The 13,258-nt window shown below is 39.3% G+C and carries 11 protein-coding genes; 3 read left to right on the forward strand and 8 right to left on the reverse strand.

Annotated features, from left to right (window positions below; genetic code table 11):
* Positions 1 to 227: 227 nt before the first annotated feature.
* From M472_RS35440 to serC, 7 genes are all read right to left on the reverse strand, one after another.
* Positions 228 to 959 (reverse strand): YggS family pyridoxal phosphate-dependent enzyme, encoded by a 732-nt coding sequence (locus tag M472_RS35440; RefSeq protein ID WP_021070699.1) that lies wholly within the window; start codon positions 957 to 959, stop codon positions 228 to 230.
* A gap of 147 nt (positions 960 to 1,106) precedes the next feature.
* Positions 1,107 to 1,361, reverse strand: coding sequence for a hypothetical protein (locus tag M472_RS35445; protein WP_144062721.1), 255 nt, complete (start codon positions 1,359 to 1,361; stop codon positions 1,107 to 1,109).
* A 208-nt stretch (positions 1,362 to 1,569) separates the two neighbouring features.
* Positions 1,570 to 2,040, reverse strand: a complete 471-nt coding sequence (locus M472_RS35450) for a hypothetical protein (protein WP_021070701.1) — start codon at positions 2,038 to 2,040, stop codon at positions 1,570 to 1,572.
* 253 nt (positions 2,041 to 2,293) lie between these two features.
* Positions 2,294 to 3,451 carry a diaminopimelate decarboxylase gene (gene lysA, locus M472_RS35455; RefSeq protein WP_021070702.1) on the reverse strand — a complete coding sequence of 386 codons (1,158 nt, stop codon included), beginning with the start codon at positions 3,449 to 3,451 and terminating at the stop codon, positions 2,294 to 2,296.
* Between the two features lie 17 nt (positions 3,452 to 3,468).
* Entirely contained in the window at positions 3,469 to 4,785 is a 1,317-nt protein-coding gene (locus M472_RS35460; protein WP_021070703.1) for an aspartate kinase, read from the reverse strand.
* Positions 4,786 to 5,066: 281 nt separating this feature from the next.
* Complete coding sequence (locus M472_RS35465; RefSeq protein ID WP_021070704.1) at positions 5,067 to 6,014, reverse strand: D-2-hydroxyacid dehydrogenase; 948 nt, start codon at positions 6,012 to 6,014, stop codon at positions 5,067 to 5,069.
* A 68-nt stretch (positions 6,015 to 6,082) separates the two neighbouring features.
* Entirely contained in the window at positions 6,083 to 7,150 is a 1,068-nt protein-coding gene (gene serC / locus M472_RS35470) for a 3-phosphoserine/phosphohydroxythreonine transaminase (RefSeq protein ID WP_021070705.1), read from the reverse strand.
* A 374-nt stretch (positions 7,151 to 7,524) separates the two neighbouring features.
* On the opposite strand from serC, the gene gyrA reads away from it, so the two are divergent.
* The 3 genes from gyrA to M472_RS35485 are packed head-to-tail and all read left to right on the forward strand — an operon-like array spanning position 7,525 to position 12,376.
* A complete protein-coding gene (gyrA, locus tag M472_RS35475; protein WP_021070706.1) occupies positions 7,525 to 10,080 on the forward strand; it encodes a DNA gyrase subunit A in 2,556 nt (851 codons plus the stop codon).
* A gap of 6 nt (positions 10,081 to 10,086) precedes the next feature.
* Positions 10,087 to 11,184, forward strand: coding sequence for a tetratricopeptide repeat protein (locus tag M472_RS35480; protein WP_021070707.1), 1,098 nt, complete (start codon positions 10,087 to 10,089; stop codon positions 11,182 to 11,184).
* A 25-nt stretch (positions 11,185 to 11,209) separates the two neighbouring features.
* Complete coding sequence (locus M472_RS35485) at positions 11,210 to 12,376, forward strand: tetratricopeptide repeat protein (RefSeq protein ID WP_021070708.1); 1,167 nt, start codon at positions 11,210 to 11,212, stop codon at positions 12,374 to 12,376.
* Positions 12,377 to 12,435: 59 nt separating this feature from the next.
* Here the strand turns inward: M472_RS35485 and M472_RS35490 are convergent, their stop codons facing one another.
* A complete protein-coding gene (locus M472_RS35490; RefSeq protein ID WP_021070709.1) occupies positions 12,436 to 13,128 on the reverse strand; it encodes a carboxylesterase family protein in 693 nt (230 codons plus the stop codon).
* Positions 13,129 to 13,258 lie beyond the last annotated feature (130 nt).

Raw genomic sequence — 13,258 nt, forward strand, 5'->3', positions numbered from 1 at the left:
AAGCAATCTAAAAAAGGACAAGAAAATGATATGAAAATCTTACTAACGAGCATAATTTATTTTATCGCAGCCTTTTCTTCACTGTCTATCCTAAACCCTGAGGTAAATTGGCTGTACATTTTATCAACGAGTTCCATAGCCACTGTCCTCACTTTCCTTCTATGCTGGCTTCTTTCATTTATTTCTAAGAAAAGAAAACAAATAAAAAGATATAAAACAGATTCGCTTTAAGCTTTTGTTTCGTCCCAATAATAACTATCCGCATAGATACGCTGTCCAAAAATAGCAGTCCCTACCCGAACAATGGTCGCTCCCTCTTGAATCGCAGTTTCAAGATCTCCACTCATTCCCATAGACAACTCTCGCATAGTTACATTGGGTATATTTTGGGCTATGACTTCTTGTTGTATCTCCTTTAACAATCGAAAACAAGGTCTTACTTTTTCAATTTCAGCGCTAAACAGCCCAATGGTCATCAGTCCCTTAATCTCTATATTACTAAATTCAGATACGGCTCTCACCAAGTCTATTGCTTGATCTGGATGAGTTCCAAATTTACTCTCCTCCCCCGAAGTATTCACCTGAATCAGCACCTCTATTTTTTTCCCTTCATACACCAGGCGCTGTTGAAGTTTTTCGGCAACATCGAGTCGATCAAGTGACTGGATGCAACTAATATCATATTTTAAAATATCTTTTATTTTATTAGACTGAAGGTGCCCTATAAAATGACTGGTATGAGGCACCGATTGCAAGGGCTCATATTTTTCTTTTATTTCTTGAACTTTGTTTTCTGCGATCAGTGTCTGTCCGGCTTCTAGAGCTACCTTAATACGGTCAGCAGGCACTGTTTTCGTTGCTAAAAGCAACTTCACCTCCTTGGGATCGCGTCCACTGTCTCTACATGCGACCTCCATCCTACGAAGGATAATATTTAGATTATTGATTATATCACTCATCTACATAAAAATTAAAATACCAGGACTCCAACTGCTCTTTTTCATCTCCATCAACACCATGACACAAAGGTAAACTTCAAATCAAAGACCATTATACGACAGTTTCGTAAAAAAAACATAGTCCAGCCCCATAGCTAGACAATCCACCTACCCTTTAGAAGTGTCTACGAGCACCATATAATGTAGTTTTGCAGTCACCATATCTTCTTCAACAGATGTATCCGCATTAGCAACCAATTCAAACCCTTCGAACCAAGCTTCGATACCATTTTCAACCTCGTTTTTCTTAACGAATTCCTCTTTCTCAAATCCTATATTATAAAAATAGGGACCATCAGCCTCATCTACCACAGACCTGGGAACGGTCACCTTTATAGACACTTTGAGTTCTTTTGTACTCATATGTATTTTTGTTATTTCTAGCCCCACCAATTGGCTGATCAGTGACGATCTGGCTATTGATGTATGTTCACTTACAAAGTTACGCAACTTGGTAGTGGTTTCTGGTAATACGCTTAACATTTTAGTTCAAAAAAAAGAAGAAATGTACTGTCCATACATTTCTTCTTTGAATTATTTTTAATATTTCCGCCTAGTTTAGCCTACTGCACTATTTTGATTCGTGGACAAAAATCTGCGTACTCTCTCCTATTGCAACATTCGGAAACTTCTTATCATAATCAATCACGATATCGCCAGCATCTGACTGTCCATCACCGTTCGAATCCCAATCAATAGTTACATAATACTTGATAGGCTCGCCGTCCCTAACTTCTGGCTTTATCAGTTTTTCATGGTTCTCCGGCAGATTGAATTTAATCGTAAATGGCAGTGCTGACTGCTCGATTTTCTCTTCCATAATTAAAGTTGCGGGGGCATCAGCTATAAGCTCCGACACCGCATAGAGACGCACTTTACCCTCTGCTTTCTTAATGGTACCATCTCCTACAAATTCCACAGTTACTGTTTTGCTTTCATTCTGTTGCTGTACCTGATCTTGTTTTTCCTTGACCTTAGAAGGATTGGCGCAACTAGCCAATAGCACTACAGCCAAAATCAATACGGAAGATATTTTTTTCATGTTCATATTACTTAATTGTTCATTCTTTTTCGTTTCTAACTTTCATTCTTCTGTTACAGCACGTTTCACCTTTAAAATACAATCAAAATCTACTTTTGTTTCTAATCAGACGCACAAATCGAGACATTAACCTCAAGTTTTAAGCATATAACGAAAGAATAATCTTTTTCGAAACAATAGAAACAAAGTTTTTTACACAAAAAAGCCCTATCGGATTAATCCAATAGGGCTTTTCCCTAATAATCAGAGATTCCTATTCAGAATACAAATACCGGATTTCATCTCTCAAATTATAATTTGAGGCCATGACCTCTCCGTACGCACCTGCTGTACGAATAGCAATCATATCTCCCCTTTTGCTTACAGGGAGCATAATTTCTTTTCCAAAACTATCCGAGCTTTCACAGATAGGCCCCACTACGTCATAACTAAGCTCTACATCTCCCCCCCGATCTCCTATTCGTTCAATCTTATGGTAGGCTTGGTATAGTGCTGGGCGCATAAGTTCTGTCATTCCTGCATCTAAAATCAAGAAGTTCTTTTTTGCTCCACTTTTAGTATACAATACACGACTGACCAACGTCCCACACTGAGCGACAAGAGCCCGTCCCAACTCAAAATGTACCTCTTGCTGTGCATTACGTTCCAAGAACTTATCGAATACATCAAAATAGGCTTCAAAATCAGCAATAGGATTACCATCAGGGTTATTGTAATCCACACCGAGCCCCCCTCCTACATTGATGATACGAATATAAGTTCCACGTTCTTCAAACCAATTTTTCCACTCATTCACTTTAACACATAAGCTTTTGAACACATTAAGGTCGGTAATCTGGGATCCTACATGAAAATGCAATCCTACCAGATCAATATGAGCACAGGTCTTGATTACAGCAGCAGCTTTTTCCAACTCGGAATTGGGCACGCCAAACTTATTCTCATCAAGCCCAGTCGTTATATAATGATGTGTATTGGCATCCACATTAGGGTTGATACGCAAAGAGACATTTGCTCGTTCACCGTGCTTACCTGCCAATTCATTAATCACCTCCAATTCTTGAATAGATTCCACGTTGAAAGCAAAAATACGATGCTTTAATGCGGTGATAATCTCTTTATCAGATTTACCAACACCGGCAAACGTTATCTTATCTGCAGCAAAACCTGTATCTATAGATCGCTGCACTTCATTACCACTTACACAGTCTGCTCCAAATCCCATTGATTGGATAATCTCAAGTATTCTACTGTTAAAATTAGCTTTCAATGCATAGTGCACATGAAATCCACGTTTATCAGCGGCTACCTTTGCTGCTTGCAGAGTCTGTCTCAACAGATTCAAATCATAGTAATAAAATGGTGTTTCCTGCGCAGAGAAACGATTTAACACATCATTATTTTCAAACATTCTTTCTATTCTAAATATTAAAACAATCTATTATGCAAAGACCGCAATGCCTCAGTTTTATGTTTTGAATCCAAAAGTATAGACACATTGTAATCAGAACCTCCATAAGAGATCATGCGAACTGGCAAATGTTTGACCGCATCCAATACACGAGCAGCATACCCATGTGTATTTGCTCCAAAATCACCAACTACACAGACAATAGTCTGTCCTTCATCAACACCGACTTTACCAAAAAGTTCCACCTCTTTGATTATTTCCAAGAGATTGCTGGTATCATCTATTGTTAAGGACACAGCCACCTCTGATGTCGTGATCATATCTATAGGTGTCTTATAACGCTCAAATATCTCAAATACTTTGCGTAAAAAACCATAAGCCAGCAACATTCTTGAAGAATGTATATGAATTGCTGTAATATTGTCTTTAGCAGCTATCGCACGGATCACTCCTTTTTCACATCCTGCTTTTGAAATCAATGTACCGTGTGCTGTAGGATCCATAGTATTTAACAGCCTGACCGGTACATTGTACCGCTGCGCAGGAAACACACTTTGCGGATGCAATATCTTCGCTCCAAAATAAGCCAGTTCTGCAGCCTCATCAAAACTAAGATGAGCAATCGGGGTCGTATTCTTCACAATACGAGGGTCGTTATTATGCATACCATCAATATCTGTCCAGATTTGAATTTCATCAGCACGTATAGCTGCTCCAATCAGAGATGCCGTATAATCCGAGCCTCCTCTGCGCAGATTATCGATTTCACCAAACGAGTTACGACAAATATACCCTTGTGTAATAAATAATTTATGATCTGGATGCTGTTCTATAAATGGAGTGATCTTTTCTCCTATATAGTCTACAATAGGTTCATTATCTTCGTCGATCTTCATGAAGTCTAAGGCTGGAAGCAATACAGAAGCAACCCCTATTTCCTCTAAATGAAAATGCCATAGAGCCGTAGACATCAATTCACCCTGTGCCAAAATCACTTTCTCTTCTGTAGGTGTAAAAACTTCGTTGTTAGCAAAAGCTCCAATTACATGAAAATGATGATCAATAAGTTGTTTACCCTTCTTAAGCCCTTCTTCGGTGGTAAAGAGCTCTTTAATAAGTTCCTCGTACTTATCCTTATGCGTATCGATCAACTGTTTGGCCAATTGCTTATCTCTATTTAAATAAGCTTGTCCGATTTCTACTAAAGCATTGGTCGTGCCTGACACTGCAGACAGCACCACAATTTGACGTTCGTTAGGGTCAACGATTTCTAGCAACCCTTTGATACGAACTGCACTTCCTACGGAAGTACCACCGAATTTTAGAATTTTCATGGAGTAATTACACTTTTAACTTTATATTATATTTCAAAAAGCTCTACATACAGAACCTCAAATTTCCACAAAAACAGAAACACACTGTTTTAGAGCGTGAATATACCTATTTACCTCGAATATTATGCGAATTTATCATTTTTAGTGCTAAAAAAATAAAAATATCATAATCTAAGTCCCTAATATATAAACACCCTAACTGGTATCACAAGGCAAAAAAAATGCGGCACAAACACCGTTCAGGTTTGTGCCGCATACAAATATCCAATTATGCGGAAACTTTACTTCTTTAGACTTTCAATCAATAGTTGCGCGAGTTCTTCACCTATGCGCTCTTGAGCTTCATTCGTTGCAGCCCCAATATGTGGAGTCAAAGATATTTTAGGATGTGTCAGCAGCGCTTCACGTGGAGCTGGCTCATTTTCAAAAACATCTAATCCAGCGAAAGCTACCTTTCCAGAGTTCAATGCCGCTACCAATTCCAATTCATCTATCACTCCTCCACGAGATGCATTGACCAAACCAACACCGTCTTTGAGCAATGCAAATTCCTCCTTACCTATAACAGCTTTATCTAAAAAAGGAACGTGCAGAGATATGAAGTCAGAGATGCCAAACAATTCATTCAACTCTACCTGACGCACGGGAATATCCACCTTTATTCCTCCAGACAGACTTAGTACCAAAGACGTGGGGCCATCAAACAAATCATAATAGACAACATCCATCCCCATACCCAGCGCAATCTGTGCAGTAGCTCTCCCTATACGTCCAAACCCCACCACACCGAGCGTCTTTCCTTTTAACTCTGTTCCGGCTGCATATGCCTTTTTAAGGCCTCCAAAATTGGTCGCTCCTTCTACTGGCATTTTTCGGTTTGAATCAAACAAAAAACGAACCCCGTTCAATAAATGTGCGAATACCAACTCCGCAACAGAATGTGATGAAGCAGCAGGTGTATTCACGACAGTAATTCCTTTAGAACGTGCGTAATCAACATCAATGTTATCCATCCCAACCCCTCCTCTACCAATGACCTTAATATTCGGGCAGACGTCCAAAAGTTCCTTCCTCAACTTTGTAGCACTACGTACTGTTACTGCATCATATGCATTAAGCTTATGGACCAACTCGTCCTGCGGAATATGCACCGTATCGACAACGAATCCGGCATCCTCTAATATTTTTTTACCAATGGGATCTATCCCATCGTTTGCTAAAATTCTCATTATTTGCTTTTTTGTGTTCTAGTTATCATGCTAACTTCATAACTAGATTATAACTTCATAACTCTCCCCTACTTGTGCTTATCTTCAAACTCTCTCATGGCATCTACCAAAGCGTTGATAGACCTTATGCTTAACGCATTATATATCGAAGCTCTGAATCCACCTACAGAACGGTGTCCTTTGATCCCCACTAAATCGCGTTCTTTAGCCAGAGCCAAGAACTCCGCTTCCAATTCCGGAGATTCCATAACAAAGGTCACATTCATACGCGAACGATCTTCCAACTCCGCTGTTCCTTTGAAAAATGGGTTCCGATCGATTTCATCGTACAGTGTACGCGCTTTAATGATATTTTCCTGCTCAATAACTGCTACTCCTCCTTTAGCTTTCAACCAGCGGAGATTAAGCATAGCGACATAAATAGAAAAAACTGCAGGCGTATTGTACATCGACCCGGCTTTAATGTGGGGTTGATAATCAAAAATACTTGGAATGGTCCGCCCCGTTTTCCCCAGAATCTCATCTTTTACAATCACTAAGGTTAATCCTGCTGGTCCCATATTTTTCTGTGCACCAGCATAGATCAGATCAAAATCTCTAACGTCCATATCCCGACTAAATATATCAGAAGACATATCCACGGCAATAGGCACAGAGGTTGAAGGTACGTCAAACACTTCCGTTCCATAAATCGTATTATTAGACGTATAATGAAAATAGGACGCATCTGTTGGAATGGAATATCCCTTAGGAATATAATTATAATTTTTATCGCTTGAAGACGCGACTATATCTACCTGTCCAATATTCTTAGCTTCTTTAGCAGCTTTAGAAGCCCATACACCGGTATCAAGATAAGCTGCTTTGCCTCCCTCAGGCAACAGGTTTAAAGGTACCATCGCAAATTGCTGACTGGCTCCTCCCTGAAGAAATAGAATGGAGTAATTCAATGGTACGTTCAACAATTCACGAACCAATCGTTCTGTCTCTACAATGACCGCTTCAAACTCTTTCGAACGGTGAGAGATTTCTAAAATAGATAGTCCTGTCTCATTAAAATTCAAAACCGCTTCGGAAGCCTCTTTAAATACCTCTTGAGGCAAAATACAAGGACCTGCACCAAAATTATGTTTCATCTCGTTTGTTTGTGTGTAATAAGTGAAATTATCGACAAATGTAGCAAGTTTTTTTATATTAATAATAACACAAACAATTATTTATTACCAAATAATCAACCAATAAGCTGTTTTAATAATAAATCTTTACAAAAATCAAACAATAACCAAAAAACAATTCAATCCTACTATCTTATCTCCATATTAATACTTATCCGCTCAAAGCCCAGAAAGGCCGACCTCTAAATATCAATTACTGAAAATCGCTATTTAAACCTTTTTAAAAGTTCCTAAACCATCCTAAAGCCTATAATTTCAGAAAAAAAAATCGTATCTTCGCATGCGTAGTGCCCCATCTAAAGGCACTTTATTAGTTTTACAGAAACCACGTAAATATGGCTGAAGAAACAGAAAATGAAAATAATCTAGTTCCTGCTCATGACAGGGTAGTAAGAATCAACATCGAAGACCAGATGAAGTCCGCCTACATCGACTATTCGATGTCTGTAATCGTGTCAAGAGCGCTCCCTGATGCAAGGGATGGCTTTAAGCCCGTACATAGGCGTGTATTATATGGTATGGAAGAGCTCGGCGTCAACTCGGGCAAGCCTTATAAAAAGTCAGCACGTATTGTAGGGGATGTTTTAGGTAAATACCACCCACATGGTGACTCTTCTGTTTACGAAGCCATGGTACGTATGGCCCAAGACTGGTCCATGCGCTACCCTTTAGTAGATGGCCAAGGTAACTACGGATCCTTAGATGGAGACCCTCCTGCAGCGATGCGTTATACAGAGGCTCGTTTACGTAAGATTGCAGAGGAAATGCTTTCTGATATTAAGAAAGATACTGTAGACTTCCAACTTAACTTCGATGATTCACTTGAAGAACCTTCCGTTCTTCCTACCCGTATTCCTAATCTATTGGTCAACGGTGCTTCTGGTATTGCAGTGGGTATGGCGACCAATATGGCGCCACATAACCTTACCGAAGTAATCGGTGGTATCGTCGCATACATCGACAACAGAGATATCGAGATTCCCGAACTCATGCAGTATATCAAAGGACCAGATTTCCCTACAGGAGGGATTATCTACGGTTATAACGGTGTACGCGAAGCTTGTGAAACGGGTAGAGGTCGTGTTGTAATGCGTGCCAAAGCCGAGATTGAAACAACGAAGTCAGGCCGTGAGATTATTGTCGTAACCGAAATTCCTTACCTGGTTAACAAAGCGGATATGATCAAGCGTACAGTTGACCTTATCAATGACAAAAAAATCGAAGGTATTTCAGAAATACGTGATGAGTCGACACGTGATGTACGTATCATTTACGAAATCAAACGTGATGCCAATGCAAACGTAGTCCTCAACAATCTATTTAAGCATACATCTTTACAATCGTCCTTTTCGGTCAACAATATAGCCCTAGTCAAAGGTCGCCCTATGATGATGAATCTAAAAGATATGATTCATGAATTTGTAGAGCACCGACACGAGGTTGTTGTACGCCGTACCAAATTTGAGCTCGCAGAAGCTGAAAAGCGTGCTCATATATTAGAAGGCTATCTGATTGCTCTAGATCACTTGGATGAGGTCATCAAATTAATCCGGGCATCAGAAACCCCAGAAGATGCTCGCGTAGGATTGATGGAACGTTTTGGTCTTTCTGACATACAGGCCCGTGCTATTCTCGATATGACCTTACGCCGTCTAACGGGACTAGAACGTGATAAGATTAAGGAAGAATATGCGGAATTAATGAAGACAATCGAATACTTAAAGCAAGTACTTGCCGATGAAGGTCTTCGCATGAAAATCATCAAAGATGAGCTTCTAGAGATTCAAGAGAAATACGGTGACGAGCGGAGATCTATTATTGTCCACTCTGCTGAAGACATGACGATGGAGGACTTTATTGATGATGAAGAAATCGTCATCACCATCTCGCACAATAGTTATGTCAAGCGTACTCCTCTATCGGAATACAAACGCCAAGGGCGTGGTGGTAAAGGAGCTATTGGCTCAAATACCCGCGACGAAGACTTTACCGAACATATCATTACGGCTACTGCTCATAATTATATGTTACTATTCACAGAAGCGGGACGTTGTTTCTGGCTGCGTGCATTTGAAATTCCAGAAGGAAGTAGAACATCCCGCGGAAGAGCGCTACAAAATATCATCAACATTCCGAAGGATGAGAAAATCAAGGCCTACATTCTAGTCAAAAACTTGAAAGACCAAGAGTACCTTGAAAATAACTTCATTATTATGTGTACTAAACAAGGTACTATTAAGAAAACATCTTTGGAAGCTTATTCACGTCCTCGCGCCAACGGAATCAATGCTATCAATATCAATGAGGGAGACCAACTTATTGAAGCATGTCTGACCAGCGGATCCAGTGAAATCGTGATGGCATTACGTTCAGGCAGAGCGATTCGCTTCAACGAATCTACCGTCCGCCCGATGGGACGTACGGCCACTGGTGTACGTGGTATTACTTTGGACACAACCACTGATGAGGTTGTTGGCATGATTAGTGTGGACAATTCTGAACTTAGCGTACTCGTTGTATCTGAAAAAGGTTATGGCAAACGTACGGATATCGAAGATTACCGTATCACAAATCGTGGTGGTAAAGGCGTCAAGACTATTAATGTCACTGAAAAGACAGGAGAGCTTGTTGCTATAAAAGGAGTTACAGACAACGATGATTTAATGATCATTAATAAATCTGGAATCGTCATACGTATCGGTGTAGATTCACTTCGAGTGATGGGACGTGCCACACAAGGAGTTCGCTTAATAACATTGAAGGAAACAGACGAAATAGCGTCAATAACAAAAGTTGCCAGAGAGGAAGAGGAAGAAGAGGCTGACGTAGACTCGGAAGCAAATCTTGAAAACGAAAACTCGGAAGATCAAGCAACTGAAGAAACAGAATAATAAAATATGAAAGCAATTACAGCTTCCTTATTATTAATAACTTTAAGTACAACTGTTGTAGCCCAATCCAATTATAAGGAGGGCTCCAACAGTTTTGCTCGTTATACACAGACGGGTGACATCAAGCAATTGGAGAGTGCAAAAAAGTTCAGTGATGCCACATTTGCATCTAAAAGAGACTCATTGTCCTCAAAAAACAATGTTTTGCGGGCACTTGTCTATAGTTCGCTTGCTTACGCCGATTCTACCCGCAAAATAAAGACGGACCGAGACCCTATCGACATTACCTTGTCGACGATCGATAAATTAAAACCGAAAGACAGGATTAATTTTGAAAGTGAGATCAACTATATCACGCAGAATCTTACCGCCGCATACATCTACAAAGCAAATAAAGCTATAGAAGTAAAGGATTACGAGAAAGCTTATAACAGTTTCTTAAAAGTGGAGCAACTCGGAGCAAAATCTGAAGATGTTCTGAACAACTTAGCACTGTTGGCTGCTCAAGCAGGAAAAACAGACGAAGCTATAAATTATTATAACGAGATTATAAAAACGACAGATGCAGATGCTGGAAAGTACTTAGCATTAGCGAATCTATACGACATAAAAAAAGAACAAGAGCTTTATCTACATACTGTCCAAGCAGCTAGGAATAAATTCAAGGATAACAAAAAAATTCTTTTTTTGTTAATTCAAAATTATGCTATGGTAGAACGATACGCAGCAATCACTCCTATTATAGATGAAGCTATAAAGTATGAGCCCGAAAATATAGAATTGCTGTACCTAGCGGGGTTTGCAAATGAAAATGAAGGCAATATCAGCTTAGCTAGAAAGTATTATGTCAAAGTTATAGAACTGGATGAAAATAATTACGACGCAAACCTTGCTATGGGACTTATTTTCTTGAATCAGTTTTTAAAAGATAAAAACAACCTTGAAGCACAATACAGCGCACAGGATTACCTATTGAAAGCTAATGGCATACAACCCTATGCTATTAATGCTCTCAAAGGTCTGGCAATGTACTATGAGGCTGCAGACGATCTGGATCAATTAGATCGCGTAAATGTTTTATTGAATCAGCTCTCAAACAATTAAATAATAGTATAATTAAGAATTAGATATGAATTTAAAAAAAGCAATAATTTTATCAGCGATGGTCACAGCAGGTACAACTGTATTTGCGCAATCTAGCAATCTGAAAAAAGCAGCTTCCAACATTCAAAAATATGAAGAATTGAGAAGCAGTGGTTCAGCTCAATTGGGAACTTCCTTCCTAAAAACAGCAAAAGAAGCCATCGATGCTGCCTCAGAGCATGATAAGACCAAAGATCTAGCCGAGACATGGACATACTATTCCTTAATCTATGCAAGCTTAGCCGTTGACGAGAAAAGCGAAGAAAATGCGACAAAGGCCGCAGAAGGTATTGTTAAAGCCAAAGAATTGGATAAAGACAAGAAAAATGCTTCAAATATCAGCGTAGCGGAACAAAATCTATATTCCTTTAACTTCAATCATGGGGTTGGTTTTTGGGACAAAAAAGAGTATAAAGCCGCTTACGATGCTTTCAGTAAGGCACTTAGCTATGTACCAGGCGATACGACATTGACGTATTACGCAGGTCTAGCCGCTATACAGAACAATGACTATACCAATGGTATAGATAAATACAAACAATTGATCGACAAAAAGGACTACTCTCAACACAAAGCGGTAATGGTCGATCTGCCAAAACTATACTTATCGCTCAAAGACACAACAAACGCTTTAGAGTATGCTGCATTGGCAGCCAAAGAATATCCTAACGAGAACGATGCCGTAGTTCAGAATATCGAACTCAATCTTATTGTTGGAAATGAGGCAAAAATTATCAGCGAAATTGAAAACCAGATTTCCAAAGATAGTAACAACAAAAACCTCTATTACTATTTAGGCATAGCACAAAGTGCAAATAATAATACGGACAAAGCCTATGAGGCTTACAAAAAGGCTATTGAAATAGACCCTAACTACAATGACGCCAATCTAAATGCAGGTGTGGTATTAATGAATGGAATCCGCGAGAAACTTCAAAAAGTAAACGAAGACAAAACACTCTCTAATAGCCAGTTTACAGCAAAAATAAATGAGCTAAAAGAACAAATTAAACCGGCAGAAGCTCACTTTCTTAAGGTAGTAGAAAACGACCCTAAGAATGAAAGTGCTTTAAAAGGTCTGAAAGGTCTTTATGATTTCCTTCAAATGGAAGAAAAAGGAAAAGCTATTCAAGAAAAAATTGATGCTTTGTAGACTCTTGTAAGATCACAAAAAATACTATAAAAAAGAGATGCTGATAAGGCATCTCTTTTTTATTTGAGCTTTCTATAAGAGAACAGCCAGTCGTAAATCTCATCTTGATGAAACAAGCGTTCGACACTTCCGTGCGTTCCTCCAGCTATCACAGTTAATGTTACATCTGCCTGTTTGTTACAGTTTTTAATAGCATTAAACATTTTTTTTGATTCAGATAGCGGCACAGCCCGATCGCGATTACCGTGTTGAATCCATAATGGAACCTGTGTCAAGTTGCAAGCATACCCTACAGTGCCTCCTCCACAAATAGCAACGGCTGCGGCGATCCGATCAGGATACTTGCCCGCAACATCCATCGTCCCATACGCTCCCATACTCATACCGCATACATAGACTCGAGAACTATCTGCTTGATAGTTTGAAAGAACGTAATCAATGACCTCCATCACCTGATCAGGATTCCAGCCATTATTTGTTTGAGGCGCTACAATAATCCCAGGAATATCCCGACCTCTTTCCATAGCATACAATACACCATAACGTTTTACTCGCTCCAGGTCATTTCCTGACAAACTTTTGCCGTGAAGAAATATTAGAACAGGTTGTTTGCCCCCCTCCTCCGAATAGTCTTCTGGTAGACGCAGTAAGAAGTCATAAGTAGTTTTATTTTTTATAGGCTTGATGTCCTTGGAAAATACCTGAACAGTTGAACAAAAGACCAAAAAAAATGTAAAGAATCTGTTTTTCATTAATTATGTAACCCCGTTGATAGGCCACAAAGCTATGAAACCAGCATGATCTTTCAAAACCGCATTAACAACCAATTCAATATGCGGTTATCAAATGTTTTACTAACTCAGAAACATATTTTCATGACTT

It is taken from the genome of Sphingobacterium paucimobilis HER1398, from assembly GCF_000416985.1.
GTDB classification, from domain to species: domain Bacteria; phylum Bacteroidota; class Bacteroidia; order Sphingobacteriales; family Sphingobacteriaceae; genus Sphingobacterium; species Sphingobacterium paucimobilis.